Genomic DNA, 19,151 nt, shown 5'->3' on the forward strand with positions numbered 1-19,151 from the left:
CTGCAATTATGAAAATCACCGACCCGCTGAATGATTTACCGCAAGAGGCGTGCCAGCAGTTCCCGCGACGATTTTGCAGTGCTAGCATCTCCCGGTCCATCAGTTGAAATGAGGAGCCTGGAAAGATGATTCACCTGCATCGTATCGGTCTCGCGGCGCTTGGCGCGGCCTGTTTTTTCACTACAGCTGCCCATGCGGCGCCACGCAAGGTGGTGCTCGATGCAGCCAGGGCGGAGCAGCCGCTCGACCGCTTCTTCGACCTGTCGATCGGTTCCGACTATCCCGGCACCTTGCGGCGCGATGACAGCATGGCGCAGCTGAAGGCCGTGGTCGATGAAACCGGCTTCCGCTATATCCGCTTCCACGCCATCTTCCATGACGTGCTGCAGACCGTGAAGAAGGAGAACGGGAAGCTGGTCTACGACTGGACGGGCATCGACAAGCTGTATGACGACCTGTTGGCGCGCAAGATCAAGCCTTTCGTTGAACTGGGCTTCACGCCCAAGGCGCTGGCCACGTCGAACGCCAAAATCTTCTACTGGGAGGGCAATACCTCGCATCCCGAGCTGAATGGCTGGCGCGACCTGGTGACGGCTTTCATCAAGCATTGCCAGCAGCGCTACGGCGAAGCGGAAGTGCGCAGCTGGTTCTTCGAGGTGTGGAACGAGCCGAACCTGGACGGATTCTGGGAGCACGCCGACCAGAAGGCTTACTTCGAGCTGTACGACGTGACCGCGAAGGCGATCAAGGCGATCGATCCGGCCCTGCGCGTGGGCGGGCCTTCCACCGCAGGCGCGGCCTGGGTGCCCGAGTTCCTCGACCATGTTTCGAAGAGCGGGGCGGCAGTCGACTTCGTGACTACCCATACTTATGGCGTGGACAGCGGCTTCCTGGACGAAAAGGGCGTTGAGGACACCAAGCTGTCGCCGTCTCCCGACGCCATCATCGGCGACGTCCGCCGGGTGCGCGGGCAGATCGCCGGGTCGAAATACCCGCAACTGCCGCTGTACTTCACCGAATGGAGCACCAGCTACAACCCGCGCGACAAGGTGCATGACTCTTATATCGGCGCCGCCTACATCCTGAGCAAATTGAAGGGCACCAAAGGGCTGGTGCAGGGCATGAGTTACTGGACGTATACCGACCTGTTCGAGGAACCGGGACCGCAGAGCAAACCGTTCGAAGGCGGCTTTGGCCTGATGAGCCCCCAGGGCGTGCGCAAGGCGCCGTATTTCTCGTACAAGTACCTGCACGCCTTGAGCGGCAAGGAGATTCCGGTCAAGGATGGCCAGGTGATGGCTGCTACCGACGGCAAGGCAATGCGTGCCGTGGTGTGGGACTTCCAGCAGCCGAAGCAGGAGCTGAGCAACCGCTCCTTCTACAGCCGCGTGCAGCCGGCAACGCCATCGCAGCCGGCCCAGGTGCAGTTCCGCAATGCGAAGGCGGGCAAGTACCGCCTGCAGGTACGACGTACCGGCTTCAAGGCCAATGATGCCTATACGGCCTACCTGGAAATGGGTGCGCCCGACAAGCTGACGCCGGTGCAGCTCGAGCAACTGAATGCCCAGACCAGGGACACGCCTGAAACGGACCGCGTGGTCACGGTCGGCAAGTCGGGCGACTTCAATTTCAAGGTACCGATGCGCAGCAATGACGTTGTGCTGGTGACGCTGGAGCCGATCAGCCATGATTGACCAATACCGCCGCAAGCTGTTTGCTACCTCCGTGGCCGCTGCTGCAGCCGCGTCCCTCCCGGCCACCACGCTCGCCGCGGTTCCAGGCGCCACGCGCAGGAAGGCGCTGGCGCCCACGCCGCCGATGGGCTGGAACAGCTGGAACTCCTTTGCCGCCACCATTACCGAAGCCCAGGCGCTGGAAAATGCCCGCATCATGGTGGAGAAGCTGCTGCCTTCGGGCTACGATATCTTCACTGTCGATATCCAGTGGTATGAGCCGAATGCCAAAAGCTATGAATACCGCAAGGATGCTGAACTGACGATGGACGAATACGGGCGCCTGCTGCCGGCGCCCAACCGCTTCCCGTCGGCGGCGCAGGGCGGGGGATTCAAGGCGCTGGCCGACCAGATGCACCGCATGGGCCTGAAGTTCGGCATCCACGTCATGCGTGGCATACCGCGCCAGGCGGTACGCAGGAACACGCCGATCCTCGGAACGCGCTGGCATGCGCAGGACATCGCCGACACCAAGGCCATATGCGAGTGGAACGGCGACATGTACGGCATCGACATGAGCAAGCCGGGCGCACAGGAATACTATGACTCGATCTTCAAGCTGTATGCGTCGTGGGGCGTCGACTTTGTCAAGATGGACGACATGTCCCGGCCCTATGAGCGCAACTGGCCGGAAGTCGAAGCCGCGCACAAAGCCATCCAGGCCTCCGGGCGCGCCATCACGCTCAGCCTGTCGCCGGGCGAGATGGACCTGCGCTGGGATGCCCATGTGCCGCATTACGCGCAGATGTGGCGCATTTCGGACGACTTCTGGGACGAATGGAAGCTGTTGAAAGAGCAGTTCCAGCGCCTTGAGAACTGGAACCCGGTCATGGCGGAAAATTCCTGGCCGGATGCGGACATGCTGCCCCTTGGTCGGCTTGCGATGAACTCGCGCGACACGAAGTTTTCGCCGGACGAGCAGCAGACGCTGATGACTCTATGGAGCATCGCGCGCTCTCCGCTGATCATGGGCGGCGACCTGCGGCACCTGGATGCGCCGACCCTGGCCCTGCTGACCAATCCGGAAGTGCTGGCCGTGAACCAGAAAAGCCACGACAACCGGCCGCACCGCGCCGAAGCTGGGACGCGCATCTGGACTGCCCGCCCGAATGGTTCCGGGCGCGCCTGGTACCTGGCCTTGTTCAATACGGAAGATGCCCCCGCGCAGATCGACTTCGACCTGTCGCGCCTCGACCTGGGCAAACAGAGCGTAACGGTGCGCGACCTGTGGCGGCGGGCCGACCTCGGGCAGGCGCGTGGGAGTATTCGCCAGTCGCTTGCCCCGCATGCTTCGGCACTGCTGCGCGTGAGTGCGTGATGAAGGCGCCGATCTTCAGACGGGTTGCCCGCTTGGCGGCGTTGTCGCTCGCTATAGGCGCGTCGTCGCAGGCGGCCGCGGTGGCGCCGGCATTCGCGAGGATTTTCTCTGACCATGCGGTCCTGCAGCGCCACCAGCCCATCACCGTGTGGGGCAAGGCGGATGCTGGTGCCGTGCTGGATGTGCGGCTTGGCAGCCAATCGGTGCAAGCGAAGGCTGACGGCGGCGGCAAGTGGCGCGCCGAGTTTCCGCGCATGGAAGCCGGGGGACCGTACACCTTGAGCGCGAGCGCGAACGGCGGCGCCAGCACCCTGCGCGACATCATGGTCGGCGATGTATTCCTGTGCGGCGGGCAGTCGAACATGGAGCTGCCGGTGGCCAACGCCACCAACGCACCGATGGACATCGCATTCTCCGCCAACCCGGACATTCGTTTTGCCAATATCGTGCGCCACAGTTCGGCGGTGCACATCGATGATTTCAAGGAAGCGCCGCAGTGGCAGGTGGCCGGGCCGCAAAGCACCGGCCAGGCATCCGCAGTATGTTACTACATGGCGCGCACGCTGCAGGGACAATACAGAGTCCCGGTGGGCTTCATCAACGCCAGCTGGGGCGGTAGCGCGATCCAGGGCTGGATCAGCGGCCCATCGATGGGCAGCCTGCCGTCGTACCGCCAGGCGCTCGACGTGGTCGCCGCCTACGGTAGCAGCACGGCAGCGGGCATGCGTGCCGAGGAGCAGCGCCAGGAGGCCTGGTGGGACAAGGCCGACCCGGCTGCGCGTGCGCAGCGCGCCTGGTCCAGGCCAGGGTTTGACGACAGCCGCTGGCCCCTCATGGAACTTGGGCGGCGTTGGAGCGAGTCGGGCATCGATGCGATCAGCAAGCATCGCGGCGTCGCCTGGTTCCGTACCGCCGTCGAACTGGACGCGCAGCAGGCTGGCGCCGTCACGCAGCTGCTGCTTGGCCAGATTGCCACTGCCGACACCACCTGGATCAATGGCGTGCGGGTCGGCGCGCTGACCAACTGGTGGGCGGGGCGCGAGTATGCCGTGCCGAAGGGGTTGCTCAAGGCGGGAAAGAACGTCATCGCGGTGCGCGTGCTGGACGACGACAACGGCGGTGGAATGGTCAGCCCGGCGGAACAGCGCGTGCTGCGCACGGTCGACGGCAAGCGGATTCCCTTGCCGGCGCGCTGGAAATACCAGCTCGGCTCCCGCGTAAACGCCATGCAGCCGCCAACGCCATGGGAGCCGCCAACCGGCCTTACCACGCTGTACAACGGCATGATCGCACCGCTGCAGGGATTCCGGTTCAAGCTGGTGGCGTGGTACCAGGGCGAGGCAAACGCCGGCGCCGCCCAGGAGTACCGCACGTTGCTGCCGCTGCTGTTTGAGGACTGGCGCCGGACGTTTTCCCAGCCGGAGCTGCCTTTCCTGGTTGCCCAGCTGACTTCATTTGGCTCGGTGTCGACCACGCCGGGAAAATCGGCGTGGGCGGAATTGCGGGAAGCACAGTCGGTGGCGGTGCGAAACGACCGGCATGCGGGCCTGGCGGTCACCTTCGATTACGGCGACCGCTCCGACATCCATCCCGCGCAGAAAAGGATCGTCGGGGAGCGCCTGGCGCGCGCAGCCAGGGTGGTTGCCTATGGCGAGAAGATCTCTCCCGGCGGGCCTGAGGCCGTGTCGGCCAGCCGCAGCGGAGCGGATATCGTGATCCGCTTCGCCAACACCAATGGCGGCTTGAAGACCTATTCCTCCGATATGGCAATCGGTTTCGAAGTGTGCGAGCAGGCGGCGTGCCGGTATGCCCAGGCGGCCGCCGAGGGCGACTCGGTCCGGTTGAAGGGCGCCGCGACGGCGGCCGCGACCAGGGTGCGCTACGCGTGGGCCGATGCACCCTTCGTCAACCTGTTCAGCGCCGACGATATCCCTGCCAACGCATTTGAAATGGAGCTGCAATGATGCGCGCTGCATTGTCTGCCACCGTGCTGCTGTGGGCCGCCGCCAGCGCAGCATCCGCCTGCGAGCCGGACGCACTTGGCGTTGCGCGCGTACTGACGCTCAAGCGCGAGCATGCTCGCTATGGTACGGCGCAGTACGGCCCCTTGCCTTTGCAGAAGGGCGAAGTGGTCCTGACTTTCGACGATGGACCGGTGCCCGGGCCAACCGACCGGGTACTGCAGGCACTCGCGGCACAGTGCACGCAAGCGACCTTTTTCATGACTGGCGCCAATCTGGCGAAGTACCCCGAGCTTGGCCTGCGCGTCATGCGGGCCGGCCATGCCGTAGGGCTGCACAGCTTTGCCCACCCTTCGCTGAAGTCGATGCCGGCGCCGGAGCAACTGGCTGACCTCGAACAGGGAGAGCGTGCTTTCGTCGGCGTCTTCGGCTCTGCGCCGCCTGCGTATCGCTTTCCGTTCCTCGAAGAGACGGCGCCGGTCCTGGCCGTCCTGAAGGAACGCAAGGTTACAGTGGCCTCGGTCGACCTGGGCATCGACGACTGGGCGCCCAACGACATGCGCGTCGACACCCTGGTGGCCCGCCTGGTCGGCCAGCTGAAACAGAAAGAGGGCGGCATCATCCTGATGCACGACGCGAACGGGCCCACGGCCGATGCGTTGCCGGCGCTGCTCAAGGCCATTCGTGACAATGGCTACAAAGTCGTGTCACTGCGCTGGGAAGACGGCGCAGGACCTATTACTCATTGAAAGAAACAAGCGATTATGAAGACAAATAAGCTGGGTATCCTGGCGGGACTGGCGTTGTTCGGCGGCGCGGCTTTCGCGCTGGAGAGCCCGAACAAGCAACTGGACGTGTCGGTGACCGTCAACCCTGACCAGTCCCTGTCGTATGCCGTCAAACGCAATGGCCAGGCAGTGCTGCTGCCATCCCCGCTGGGCCTGACGCTGGCCGGCGAGGACTTCTCGCGCGGCCTGAAGCTGGTGGCGACCTCGCCGGTCAAGCCGGTTTCCGAGCAATACACGATGGCGGTCGGCAAGCGCGCCGCCGTCCGCTACCAGGCCAACGAGCAGGTGTACTCGCTTGCCAACGGGGCTGGCCACAAGATGGAGGTGGCATTCCGCGTTTCAGACGATGGAGTCGCTTTCCGCTACATCGTCGCCGATCCGAACATCGGCGCCAAGCGCTTTGTCAGCGAGGCGACGGGCTTCGCGTTCAATCCCAAGGCGCGTGCCTTCCTGCAGCCGATGGCGGTGGCCAAGTCCGGGTGGGGCAAGACCAATCCATCGTACGAAGAGCATTACCAGGTCGATATTCCGGTTGGGCAGCCGGCGCCGTTGAAGGCCGGCTGGGTGTTTCCGGCGCTGTTCAGGAGCGGCGACACCTGGATTGCGCTGACGGAAGCGAATATGGATGGCGCCTTCCACGCCTCGCGCCTGGCCTCCGATTCGCCTGGCGGCGTGTACCGCATCGCGGGGCCGACGGCGCCGGAAAACTTCACCAATGGCGGCCTGCTGGCGGAAACCTCCGGCACGCTGGCCACACCCTGGCGTGTTCTCGCCATCGGATCGCTCAATACCGTGATGGACTCCACCCTCGGCACCGACCTGGCGGCGCCTGCGGTCCCGTTCGATGCAAAGCTGGTCCAGCCCGGCCATGCATCCTGGAGCTGGCCGCTGCTGAAGGATGGAGCCACCGTGTTCGACGTCCAGAAAAAGTTCGTCGACTTTGCGGTGGACATGAAATGGGACTACACCCTGGTCGATGCCGAGTGGGACAAACAGATCGGCTATGAAAAGATGGCCGAACTGGTGCGCTACGCCGCAGGCAAGGGCGTGGGCATCCTGGTCTGGTACAACTCCGCCGGTGCCTGGAATGATGCGCCGCAGACGCCGCGCAACATGCTGCTGACGCCCGAGGCGCGTGCGAAAGAGTTTGCCCGCTTGCGCGAGATGGGCATCAAGGGTGTGAAGATCGACTTCTTCGGCGGCGACGGCGTGTCGATGATCAAATACTATGTCGACATCCTGAAGGACGCGGCCAAGGCCGGCCTGCTGGTTAACTTCCACGGCGCGACCCTGCCGCGCGGCCTGGAACGCACTTATCCGAACCTGATGACGGCCGAGGCGATCCGCGGTTTCGAGTTCACGACCTTTGACCAGCGTGACGAAAATGCGGTGCCGGCCCATGCCGTGAATGCGGCCATGATCCGCAACCTGTTCGACCCGATGGATTTCACGCCAATGGTGTTCGGCGACAAGGCCCAGATCAAGCGGGTTACCCGCAACGGCTTCGAACTGGCTGAATCGGTGCTGTTCCTGTCGGGCATACAGCACTTTGCGGAGATCCCGCAAGGCATGGCCGGCGTGCCGGAATACGTGCGCACCTTCCTGCGCGAGCTGCCGCGCCGCTGGGACGATAGCCGCTTCCTCACGGGCTATCCGGGTTCGCATGTGGCCGTTGCGCGCAAGTCCGGCGACAGCTGGTATGTGGCGGGCATCAACGCCGGCAGGAGCGAACGGAGCATCGAACTGGACCTGTCCTTTATGGGCGACCGCAAGGGCGTCATGATTACCGACGGCGTAGGCCAGCGTGAATTCAGCAAGGCAGAACTCACGGCAGGCAAGCTACGCCTGACGATCAAACCGCGTGGCGGCTTCGTGGCGGTGTTCCAATGAAACGACATCTCCTCAGCGCCTTGCTGGCAAGCGCGTATGCTGTTTCCGTGGCGCAGGCCTTGGCGGCCGAACCACTGCAAACTGGCCTCGACAAGTATGGACACCTGCAGTCGGCGCCTGTCGCCGGCCACGACGGCTTCGCTTATGTGCGCCTGTCCGATGGCGTGCAGTTCCGCGTCGGCGGCGTGACCAAGAATGTGATCTTCTACGGCCCAGGCACCGTGCGCGTGAATGCAAACCTGGGAAGCAGCCACTGGACCAGCCCAAGCCTGGTGGTGGTAGGCAAGCCGGGCGGGGCGGAGTTCAAGCTGGAAGAAAACGCGGCCACGCTGAGCATCAGTAGCGCCAGGCTGCGCGTCGACATCGACCGCAAGACAGGCGCGCTGAGCTTCATGGACAGCGCAGGCCGGCTCTATACCCGCGAGGCCGCGCAGCCGCAGTCGGTCAAGCCAGTCGAGATCTCGGGGGCGCCATCGTACGAAGTGGAAAACCGTCTCGTCCTGAAACCCGGCGAGGCAATCTTCGGTTTTGGCTATACCGACAGCGAAGCGGTCAACCGTCGCAACCAGGACCTGCTGCTGGTACAGACCAATCTCGGCATTATCATCCCAGTCATGATGTCGTCCGAACGCTACGGCGTCCTGTGGGACACCTATTCCAAGATGCGATTCCAGGACGGGCCGCAAGGCGCCCGCCTGTGGGCCGAAAGCGCGCCTGGCGGCGTCGACTACTACTTCATGGGCGGCCGCACGATGGACGACGTGGTTGGGGAGTACCGCCAGTTGACGGGCGAAGCGCCAATGTATCCCAGGCAGGCCTTCGGGCTGTTCATGAGCAAGGAGCGTTATCCCACCCAGGCACGCATCGTCGAAGTCGCCGAAAGATTCCGCAAGGAGCAATTCCCGCTCGATTACATCGTGCAGGACTGGCAGTACTGGGGCAGCGACAAGGATGGCACCTGGAGCGGCATGGCCTGGGATCGCGTGCGCTTCCCCGATCCGAACGGCATGACGGACAGCCTGCACAAGATGAATCTGAAGCTGATGGTCTCGATCTGGCCTTCCGTCGGCAACGATACCGCTCTGGCCAGGGAACTGGACCAGCATGGCTTGCGCTTCGAACCGTTGCACTGGATCTCGCGCAAGGCGCGCGTGTACGACGCCTACAGCCCGTTGGGCCGCAAGATCTACTTCAAGCATGCGAAATCGGGACTGTTCGACAAGGGCGTGGACGCGCTGTGGATGGATGGCACCGAGGTGGAAGTCGGCTCGGCGGCCTGGGACGCGGCGCAGAACGAGGCCGACATCAAATCGCTGGGCAGGAATGCCCTGGGCGATTTCACCCGGTACCTGAATCCGTATACGCTGCTGACTACCCAGGGGACGTATGAGGGCCAGCGCGCCAGCAGCAACAAACGCGTGTTTACGCTGACCCGGTCCGCATGGGCCGGCGCCCAGCGCACGGCGGCAGCTTCCTGGTCGGGCGACATCTTTGCCAACTGGGACACTTTACGCAAGCAGGTCAGCGGCGGCGTCAACGTGACCATTACCGGCAATCCTTACTGGACGCAGGATACCGGCGGCTTCTTCGTCAGCCGCGATTACCCTGGTGGCGAAAAGGATCCTGCCTACCGCGAGCTGTTTGCGCGCTGGTTCCAGTACGCTGCCTTCAATCCCATCATGCGCGTGCACGGCACCGACATCGAGCGCGAGCCTTATGTCTTCAAAGGTCTCGATCCTGACGTGTACAAGTCCCTGCTCGACGCGGCACACCTGCGCTACCGCCTTTTGCCCTATATCTACGGGCTGAGCGCGAAGGTCAGCAGCGAACATTACACATTGATGCGCGCCTTGCCGATGGACTTCGCGGATGACAAGGCGACCTACGGCATCAACGATGCGTTCATGTTCGGGCCATCGCTGCTGGTGCATCCCGTCACGCGGCCAATGTACCGCATCCAGCCGCCGCCTCCGGCCACCATTCCCGCCGAATTCCTGCGCACGCCGGATGGCCAGCCGGGCCTGGCCGGTCAGTACTTCGAAGGACGAGACTTCGAGATGCCGAAAGGGCAGGTGACCGACAGGACCATCGATCACTCATGGCCGGCGCCGCCGCTGGCCACCATGCCGGCGGGCCTGTCCCGGCTCGATGACTTTTCCGCGCGCTGGAACGGCACGCTGGAAGCGCCCGAGGATGGGGAATATGAGATCGGTGTCGAGGGAGACGACGGTTACCGCCTCTATCTTGACGGAGCCGCTGTCATCGAGCGCTGGGAAAATGGCGGCAAGCGGCTGGCCACCACACGCCAAATGCTGCGCAAAGGCCAGCGCTTAAAGGTGAAGCTTGAGTATTACCAGGCCACTTCGGACCGCAGCCTGCGCCTCGCATGGCGCACCCCGAGCGCCATGCGCGCCATGGCCGCCGACAAGCCGGCAATGGATACGCAAATGCGCAGCTACCTGCCCGAGGGTACGGCATGGTATGACTTCTGGACCAACCAGCGCCATGAAGGCGGCCGGACGGTGCAACGCGAAACGCCCCTGGACATCATTCCGCTGTATGTCCGCGCCGGCAGCATCGTTCCCCTGGGACCGGTAATGCAATACGCCACCGAACGGCTGGATGCGCCGTATGAAGTCCGGATTTATCCCGGCGCCGACGGCAGCTTTACCCTGTACGAGGACGACAACGAGACGTATGCCTATGAGAAGGGAGAGTTTGCCCGCGTCCCGCTAAGCTGGAACGACAAGGCGAAGACGCTCACCATCGGCGCCCGGGTTGGCAGCTATCCGGGCATGGCCATGCATCGCACCCTGAACCTGGTCCTGGCCAGCCCGGATAACGGGAAAGGCATTGAAGCGGCCCGCGCCAGCCGCACCGTGCGCTACACCGGCAAGCCGATGGTCGTGAAGTTCTAGCGGGGCCGGTAGTGCCACTCGACGCTGTCGGTGGCGCTGCCGGCGGTGACCTCGATGCGGTTGGCGCCTTCGGCCAGCCGCAGTTGCCAGGTCGCGATGCGCCCAGTCACCCGCTGCGTGCCCAAATCGATTCCGTTGACGCGCAGGCTGGCCCTGTCCTGGTTGCTGTACACCTTGACTTCGACGCCCGCCGCCTGGCGCTCCGTATGGCGCCGCGAAGTAATATGCGCCATCGGCACTGCACTCCAGTTGGCCTGGTACCAGAAGTACGCATCCTTCTTCACGCTGCGGTCGAAGCTGACCAGTCCCTTGTCGTTGAAACCGGGCGTATCGCCTTCATTGCGTCCCGCAGAAGGAAAGTCGAAACCCACCCAGATGAAGTTAGCCCACAGCCATGGCCGCGCCTCCAGCTGGCGCCAGGCCGCCTCGTGGTACAGCGCCTGGTACTGTTCGGGGTGCCAGCGCCCGCCCGGCTTGGGCCGTTGCGGTGGATCTTCCTGCTGCATAGCGCTGGCGCCAGCGCCGTACTCGCTGACCGCCAGCGGGGTACGCGGGCGCCTGGCATGGTTCCCATCCAGGAAAGGGCCCAGGTCGGAGAACTCGCCGTCATACCAGCCGAAATAGACGTTCGATCCCACGGCGTCGGTATGCGAGGCCTGCGGGCCGTCGATCGGTCCGCAGCAGTTGGCGTAGACGGTCGGGCGGCTTGCGTCCTCCTCGTGGGCCAGGCGCTGCAGCGATGACAGTACGCGGGCGCTGTCTGCGTTGGATTGGTAGATCTCATTGCCCAGGCCCCACACCATGACCGAAGGATGGTTGCTGTTCTGGCGCACCAGTTCGCGCAGTTGCTGCTCGCTGCCCGCCAGGAATTCCTGCGACCCGTTGACCGCCGCCGTCAGCGGCAGCTCGGTCCAGACCAGCCATCCGGCGCGGTCGGCATGATCGTAGGCCCGTTGCGGATGCTGGTAATGCGCGTAGCGCAGGCCTGTCACGCCCAGGTCGGAAAGGATGCGGTAGTCGGCATCGATGTCGTCGTCGCTGGCGGCGATACCCTTGCCGGGTAGGGAAGTCTGGTGCACGTTGACGCCATGCACACGGTAGCTGGCCCCGTTCAGCAGCAGGCCGCGCTGCGGGTCGAGACGGATATCGCGGATGCCCGCCTGAAACGAGAGCCGGTCGCGCGTGACGGAACCGCCGGCTTCTTCGGCCAACTCGGCTTCGCTGGTGTAAAGGTAGGGATCGCGCACGCCTTGCCACAGGCGGGGCGAGGGCAGGGCGGCCTGCAACGCGACCTGCACTGTGCTGCGGGGCGGCAGCAGCACCGGCCGGTGCGCCGAGGCCACTGTCTGCTGGCCGGCGTCGCGCAGGCGCGCGGTGACGACGGCATGTACGGCGCGGGCGCTGTCGTTGCGGGCGCGCACCGTCCACGTCAGCGCGGCCCGCTGCTGCGACACATCGGAAGCCCTGAAGTACACGCCAGGCCCGCCGTAATCGAGCATGTCGAAATGGACATCGCCTGTCGAGACCATGCGCACATTGCGATACAGGCCGCCGTACATCGTGTAATCGCCCGCCAGCGGCGCGATGCCGCTCTCTGGTGCATTGTCGACCCGTACCACGATCTCGTTGCCACCGTCCTGCAACAGTTCAGTAATATCAAAACGAAAGCGCGCGAAGCCTCCCGCGTGGCGTCCAGCGTGCCTGCCATTCACCCACGCTTCGGTTATGAGCAGGGCGCCATCGAACTCGAGGTAGCGCCGCTGTTTGTCGCGTGCATGCGACAGTTGCAGCGAGCGGCGATACCAGGCGGGCCCTCGGTACCCGTCAAAGCTGTGGGGCAGGGTGACGGGTTGCCATCCATGGTCCCCCACTTTGTGGAAGAGCCATTCGCCATCTAGCGACATCGTGTGCCGCGCCTGTGCACTGGCGGCCATTGGCGCCAGCAGGGCAACGCATAAGCATACCTGGATCGGATTCATGGAGCTGCATTTTCCATGCAGCGGGCGCGCGCTTCAACCACCCTGCAAGATTTCATTGAACGCATTGGTATTTTTCACAATTGCACGCGGTCATGGCCCCTTGCAAAATCCGATGCCATAACGGAGACAAAATAATGACAACCGCATACAAACGCATCGTGGTGGTCGGCGGCGGTTCGGCCGGCTGGATGGCCGCGACGGCGCTGGCGACCGCGCTTCCCGGCGGTAGCGTCGAACTGGTCGAATCGGAGGAGATAGGCATTGTGGGCGTCGGCGAAGCGACATTCCCGTCGATCCGTGCTTTCCACCGCATACTTGGCATCGACGAAAGCCAATTCCTGCGCGCTACCAACGGTACCTTCAAGCTGGGCATCGCTTTCCGCGACTGGCGCAAGCCCGGCGAACAATACTTCCATACCTTCGGCGATATCGGTGGCCTGAGCGGCCCGCAATCCCTATGGGGCCAGTTCCGCCGCGTTGCCGATGCAGGCCTCGGCACGCTCGGCGAACAATGCCTGCCAAGCGTGATGGCCCGCGAGGGACGCTTCCAGGGCGGCGCTCCGGGACAGGAGCGCCAGTTCGACTGCGCCTACCATTTCGACGCCGTGCTGTATGCCGATTTCCTGCGCAAGCTTGCATTGCAGCGAGGCGTGCGCCGCAGCGAAGGGCGCATCGTGCACGTCGCACGGCGTGCCGACGGCGGCGTGGACCAGCTCAAGCTGGCCGATGGCCGCGTGCTGGAAGGCGACCTGTTCATAGACTGCTCCGGCTTCGCTTCGCTGCTGCTGGGACGCTCGCTGGAAGAGCCGTTCATTGACTTCAGCCGCTGGCTGCCGGTGGACCGCGCCTGGGCCTGCCCCTGCGAGCGCAGCGGCGTAGCGCTGGCGCCCTACACGCGCGCCACAGCCCTGGAAGCCGGCTGGGCGTGGCACATCCCGCTCAGCAACCGCACCGGACATGGCCATGTGTTTTCCAGCCGCTACATTGATGAAGAGCGCGCCCGCGAACAGCTGCTTGGGCAGCTTGACGGCGCGCCAGTCGCCGAGCCACGCCTGCTGCGCTTCAGGACTGGCCACCGCGCGCGTTTCTGGTCGCACAATGTGGTGGCGCTCGGCCTGTCCTCCGGCTTCCTCGAACCGCTAGAATCGACCAGCATTTTCCTGGTGCAGAGCGGCCTTGGCCGACTGATCGAGCTGTTACTGAAAGGGCCTCGTCCTGCCGAAGCGGCTGTCGCTGCCTATAACACCGGCATGGTGCGCCAATTCGAGCGGGTGCGCGACTTTATCATCCTGCATTACTGCCTGACGGAGCGCCGCGACAGCCGGTTGTGGCGCGACATGGCCAGCATGGAGTTGCCCGAAACGCTGGCCTTCAAGATCCAGGCATGGCGCCAGTCCGGCGTGCTGCACCAGTACGATGAAGAAGGCTTCGACGCCACCAGCTGGCTGGCGATCCATGCCGGCATGGGTCACTGGCCGGAGCGCGCCGACCCTTCGCTGTGCGACATGCCGCTGCACGACGCCTTGCGCGCCCTGCACCTGCGGCGCGACAGCATCGCGGCCGCCGTAGCGGCCATGCCAAGCCACGAAGATTACCTGGGCAGCGTGCTGGCACGCTGAAGACCATCCGATGATAGGAAAATTGATGAAACGCCGAGATATGCTGAAACACCTGGGAGCAGCCGTGCCTGCAGTCGCGTTGTCGGGGACCGCCCGTGCCGCGGCCGACGCCATGGCGCCCGACGCCAGCCTGCCCATCGCGTCCGGCCCGTTCAAGCCGGAATGGGACTCGCTCGACAAATACCAGGTACCGGACTGGTTCCGCAACGCCAAGTTCGGCATCTGGGCTCACTGGGGGCCGCAGTGCCAGCCCGAATTCGGCGACTGGTATGGCCGCCTGATGTACGAGAAGGATTCCGACGCCCATAAGCACCATTTGCAAACATATGGCGACCCGGCGCAGATCGGCTTCAAGGACATCATCAACCAGTGGAAAGCCGACCAATGGAACGCGGATGAACTGGTGGCACTGTACAAGAAGGCCGGCGCAAAATATTTCGTAGCGCTGGCCAACCATCATGACAATTTCGACCTGTACAGCAGCCGCTACCAGCCAGAGTGGAACTCCGCCAGGATCGGACCGCAAAAAGACCTGGTTGCCGGCTGGAGCAAGGCTGCGCGCGCCAACGGCCTGCGCTTCGGCGTCAGCGTGCATGCGGCGCATGCGTGGACGTGGTACGAGCCGGCGCAGAAATACGATGGCAACCTGACGCGCCTGGATGGGGCGGGCAAATGGTGGGAGGGCCTGGATCCGCAGGGCCTGTACGCGCAGCGCCATCCGCGGAGCAAGACCGGCGGCGAGGGTGGCGTGTGGGACGCCCAGTGGCACTGGGGCGGCGGCGCCGCGATTCCCGACAAGGCTTATGGCGAAAAGCTCTTCAACCGCACGCGCGACCTGATCGATTCCTACGATCCGGACCTGGTCTACTACGACGACACGGTACTGCCGCTGTGGCCTGTGAGCGATATTGGCCTGCGCCTGGCGGCCCACATGTACAACCGCAGCATTGCCACCAAAGGCAGGCTGGAAGCTGTCGTCAACGGGAAGATACTCAACGAGCAGCAGCGGCGCAGCATGGTGTGGGACATCGAGCGCGGGCAAAGCAACCGCATCGAAGAACTGCCGTGGCAAACCTGCACCTGCATCGGTAATTGGCACTACGACCGCCGTGTCTACGATAACCGCGCCTACAAGAGCGCCAAGACGGTGCTGCATACGCTGATTGACGTGGTCAGCAAGAACGGCAACCTGCTGCTCAGCGTTCCAGTGCGCGGCGACGGCAGCATCGACAGCCAGGAGCGCGCCATCGTGGAGGAAGTAGGGCGCTGGATGGCGAAGAATGGGGAAGCGATTTACGACACACGTCCCTGGGCGGTGTTTGGCGAAGGGCCGGTGATGGAGGAGGCGGCGGCGCCGATGTCGGGCGCCGGCTTCAACGAGGGCAAAGGCAAGCCGTTCTCCGCCGCCGATGTCCGCTTCACGGCGAAAGGCGATGCGGTGTACGCCTTCGTCATGGGCTGGCCGCAGGATGGCAAGGTAACGATCAGATCCTTGCGCAGCGCCACGCCCCACCTGACCAGGCGAATCGCGCGCGTCGAGCTGGTAAGCAGCGGGCGGCCGCTGGCCTTCCGCCAGTCTGCGGACGGCTTGCACGTGACGCTGCCCGTTCACCAGCCGGCGCTAAGCTATGCCAATGCACTGAAGATCACCTGATCGTGCAGGCTGCGTTTTTTTCGTTTGTTGCATTGGTGATTTTCACAATTGCCGCTGCGTGGGACCACAGGCAGAATGGATTCGTGCCGCATACCGCGGCGAAATCGCAGGCGCCACCTGGGTGCAGCGCACGCGACGGGCCAATCCCGCCCGGCAATTCACAGCAAAGCGCAGTCCACGCACCGACAAGGCCGCGTGCCGGCGCAAATGAGCAAGCCTTCATCACACTTATAAGTTAGAACGAGAGGATTCAGAGTGAAACACTTGAAGAAGACAGCGATCGCCGTGGGGGCGGCGCAGATCGCCTTGCTGGCAGCCGGCGGCGCCTTCGCGCAGACCGCATCGGAAAGCAAGGACAATTCGAACACCGTGGTGGTGGTCGGCCAGCGCGCAGCGCTGGAATCGGCGCAGAAGCGCAAACAGGATGCTGAAGAAATCGTCGACTCGATCGTGGCCGACGACATGGGCAAGCTGCCGGACAAGTCGGTCACTGAAGTGCTGCAGCGCATGCCGGGCGTCACGATCGACCGCACCATGAACCGCCAGGACCCGCAGCAGGGTGTGGGCGACGGCATCATGCGCTTCGCAGCGGAGGGCACCGGCGTGTCGATTCGCGGCATGAGCTACGTGCGTTCCGAGCTGAATGGCCGCGATTCGTTCTCCGCCAACGGCGGCCGTTCGCTGAGCTTCGAAGACGTGCCGCCGGAACTGATGGCCGGCGTGGACGTGTACAAGAGCCCATCCGCGGAGCAGATCGAAGGCGCCGTCGGCGGGCTGGTCAACCTGCGTACCGCCATGCCGTTTGACTTCAAAGGCTTCAAGGGCGCCGTCTCGGCGGAAGCCTCCCGTTCCAAGCTGCGCGGCGAAACCGCGCCATCGTATTCTGGCATGGTGTCGAACCGCTGGGATACCAGCTTCGGCCAGTTCGGCGCCCTGATCGACGTGGCGCGTTCGCAAATCAAGACCCGCAGTGACGGCATGTCCGTTTCGCCATTCATCCCTCGTGCCGATGCAGTCTCGGGTGACAACAGCGGCGCGCTGCGCTGGATTCCGAGCGGCGGTTCCTGGAACCGCGGCAACTTCGATCGTGACCGCGAGGGCTTGTATGGCGCTTTGCAGTGGAAAAAGGACACCCTGTCTTCTTCCCTGACTTACTTCCGCTCGAAGTATGAGCTGGAGTCCACGGAAGCATCGCTGTTCCAGACTGCCAACCCGGCCACCATCGTGCTCGATCCAGACGCGACCTTCGACAGCCGGGGCGCCCTGTTGACCGGCACCCTGCGCGCACCGACCGAGCCGGGCGTAGGTTTCGGCACCAATACCCGCGCCGTCGGCCGCGCAGCCGATACCCGAGACGTGGCCTGGAACCTGACCTGGCGCGCCAGCGACCGCTGGGTGTTCAAGACCGACCTTCAGCATATCAAGGCAAAGACTGACGGCTTCGACAACACCGTCGGCCTGGGCGGCTACATGCCGAAGGAAACGCTGGACTTGCGCAGCTCTCCACCGCAGTTCGGTTTCGACGCCGCAGACCGCGCGCACCTGGCCAACCCGTCCAACTACTACTGGGGCTTCGCCCAGGAGCACCGCGACCAGGCCGAGGCGACCCAGACCGCGGGCCGCCTGGACGCCAAGTTCATCTTCGACAGCCCGGTATTGCAGGATCTGCGTTTCGGCGTACGCTTCACCGACCGCGAGGCGGAAACCCGTTCGACGCACGATTCCGAATGGGCACAGATCACGCAGCCGTGGGCAGTCGGCGATTCGTGGCAGCCATTGAGTCAGCTGGCCTATCTGAGCGATCCGCGTTTCGCTGGCGGCACCACGCCTGTCTCCTTCGGTAACTTCTTTGGCGGAAAAATGCCGACGCCACCGCAATTCGTGGCGCCCGACCTGTCCTGGTCCCTCGGTGCGCCGCCAGGCGGCTTTGCCAAGCTGCATAGCTACACCGACATGGTCTGCAAATCCTCCCCTTGTTCGCAGCACTGGACGCCTGCCAAGTTCGGTGACGACAAAGGCCTGAACGTACAGCGCGAGCGCACCAAGTCGGCCTACGGCCAGCTGCGCTTCGGCTCCGACAGCTGGCTGCCGTACCCGGTAGACGGCAACGTCGGTGTACGCGTGGTGCGCACCGATATGTCGGCCGACGGCTACACGCTGTTTACCCCGCCGACCAATCCGATGCCGGGTGTGCCGATCATTCCGGCGCAGGCCGACAAGCAAACGTTCAACAACAGCTACACCAACGTCCTGCCTAGCCTGAACCTGCGCCTGAAGCCAAGCAACGAGTTGCAGTTCCGCGCCGCCTTCTCGAAAGGGATCACGCGTCCGGACTTCTACCAGATGCAGGCCTACACCACCCTGAGCCAGGACGTGAAAACGCACCAGGATTCGGTGACCAACCAGGCGGTGCTCGATTCGATCAGCTATAAAGGCGATGCGCGCGGCAACCCGAACCTGCGCCCGGTGCGTGCGAACAACTTCGACCTGACTGGCGAGTATTACTTCGGCAAGAGCAGTTCGTTCACGGTGGCACTGTTCAACAAGAAGCTGAAAGACGTCATCATTGGCCGCACTTCGACCTATACCCTGAACGACACCGCCGGCCAGCCGCATGATTTCCTGATCCGCTCGCAGGTCAACGACGCATCGGGACGTGCGCGTGGCGTGGAGATCGGCTACCAGCAGTACTTCGACAAGTTGCCTGGCCTGCTGTCCGGCTTCGGCATCTCGGGCAACTACACGTACATCGACAGCGTCATGAAACTGGGTCATCCGGTGACCAGCACCTGGTGTACGCCGAAAGACACGCTGGACGCCAACCTGGCGCGCGATTTGGCCGGCTGCGACACAGATGGCCACGTACTGGGCGGCCTGCCGATGGTGGGCATGTCGAAGAACGCCTATAACCTGGCTTTGCTGTATGACCACGGCCCGCTGTCGGCGCGCCTGGCTTATTCCTGGCGCGGCAAGTACCTGCAGGCGGCCAACGCCTACGGTACGGCCGACGGTTCCGGCATCGACCGCAATCCGGACAGCCCGAACAAGGGCCAGGCATACTCGGTGAACTTTGCCCTGCCAACCTGGGGCGGAGCCTACGGCCAGCTTGACATGGGCCTGCACTACAAAGTGACGGAGAATCTGAGTTTTGCCTTTGAGGCGCAGAACCTGAACAACGCGTTGTACAAGCAGTATATGCAGCAAGGTATCGGCCTGATGGACCGCTCCGCGTTCTACACCGGCCGCCGCTATACGTTGCAGGCACGCTACTCGTTCTAAGAAGTACAGGCA

At 63.8% G+C, this 19,151-nt stretch carries 10 protein-coding genes; 9 read left to right on the forward strand and 1 reads right to left on the reverse strand.

Annotated features, from left to right (window positions below; translation table 11 throughout):
- The first annotated feature begins 125 nt into the window (after nt 1-125).
- From ACN9MZ_RS13560 to ACN9MZ_RS13585, 6 genes are read left to right on the forward strand one after another with little or no spacing between them, the layout of a single operon-like run.
- Complete coding sequence (locus ACN9MZ_RS13560; protein ID WP_426342615.1) at nt 126-1,694, forward strand: GH39 family glycosyl hydrolase; 1,569 nt, start codon at nt 126-128, stop codon at nt 1,692-1,694.
- A complete protein-coding gene (locus tag ACN9MZ_RS13565) occupies nt 1,687-3,051 on the forward strand; it encodes a glycoside hydrolase family 27 protein (RefSeq protein ID WP_426342616.1) in 1,365 nt (454 codons plus the stop codon). The genes ACN9MZ_RS13560 and ACN9MZ_RS13565 overlap by 8 nt, the downstream gene beginning before the upstream one ends.
- Nucleotides 3,051-5,015 (forward strand): sialate O-acetylesterase, encoded by a 1,965-nt coding sequence (locus ACN9MZ_RS13570; RefSeq protein ID WP_426342617.1) that lies wholly within the window; start codon nt 3,051-3,053, stop codon nt 5,013-5,015. The genes ACN9MZ_RS13565 and ACN9MZ_RS13570 overlap by 1 nt, the downstream gene beginning before the upstream one ends.
- Nucleotides 5,012-5,761 carry a polysaccharide deacetylase family protein gene (locus tag ACN9MZ_RS13575; RefSeq protein ID WP_426342618.1) on the forward strand — a complete coding sequence of 250 codons (750 nt, stop codon included), beginning with the start codon at nt 5,012-5,014 and terminating at the stop codon, nt 5,759-5,761. Before ACN9MZ_RS13570 ends, ACN9MZ_RS13575 begins: the two co-directional genes overlap by 4 nt.
- Nucleotides 5,762-5,776: 15 nt before the next feature.
- Nucleotides 5,777-7,690 carry a glycoside hydrolase family 97 catalytic domain-containing protein gene (locus tag ACN9MZ_RS13580; RefSeq protein WP_426342619.1) on the forward strand — a complete coding sequence of 638 codons (1,914 nt, stop codon included), beginning with the start codon at nt 5,777-5,779 and terminating at the stop codon, nt 7,688-7,690.
- Nucleotides 7,687-10,608, forward strand: coding sequence for a TIM-barrel domain-containing protein (locus ACN9MZ_RS13585; RefSeq protein ID WP_426342620.1), 2,922 nt, complete (start codon nt 7,687-7,689; stop codon nt 10,606-10,608). Before ACN9MZ_RS13580 ends, ACN9MZ_RS13585 begins: the two co-directional genes overlap by 4 nt.
- Here ACN9MZ_RS13585 and ACN9MZ_RS13590 read toward each other — a convergent pair.
- Nucleotides 10,605-12,587 (reverse strand): glycoside hydrolase family 2 TIM barrel-domain containing protein, encoded by a 1,983-nt coding sequence (locus tag ACN9MZ_RS13590; protein WP_426342621.1) that lies wholly within the window; start codon nt 12,585-12,587, stop codon nt 10,605-10,607. The genes ACN9MZ_RS13585 and ACN9MZ_RS13590 overlap by 4 nt on opposite strands.
- 134 nt (nt 12,588-12,721) lie before the next feature.
- Here ACN9MZ_RS13590 and ACN9MZ_RS13595 point away from each other — a divergent pair, with 134 nt between their 5' ends.
- From ACN9MZ_RS13595 to ACN9MZ_RS13605, 3 genes are all read left to right on the forward strand, one after another.
- Complete coding sequence (locus tag ACN9MZ_RS13595; protein WP_426342622.1) at nt 12,722-14,206, forward strand: tryptophan halogenase family protein; 1,485 nt, start codon at nt 12,722-12,724, stop codon at nt 14,204-14,206.
- Nucleotides 14,207-14,231: 25 nt separating this feature from the next.
- Nucleotides 14,232-15,860 (forward strand): alpha-L-fucosidase, encoded by a 1,629-nt coding sequence (locus tag ACN9MZ_RS13600; RefSeq protein ID WP_426342623.1) that lies wholly within the window; start codon nt 14,232-14,234, stop codon nt 15,858-15,860.
- Nucleotides 15,861-16,115: 255 nt separating this feature from the next.
- The gene (locus ACN9MZ_RS13605) at nt 16,116-19,139 is read left to right on the forward strand and encodes a TonB-dependent receptor (protein WP_426342624.1); all 3,024 of its coding nucleotides are present in this window, start codon (nt 16,116-16,118) and stop codon (nt 19,137-19,139) included.
- Nucleotides 19,140-19,151 lie beyond the last annotated feature (12 nt).

Origin of the sequence: Pseudoduganella sp. S-14 (assembly GCF_049913285.1) — a bacterium.
GTDB lineage: Bacteria > Pseudomonadota > Gammaproteobacteria > Burkholderiales > Burkholderiaceae_D > Rugamonas.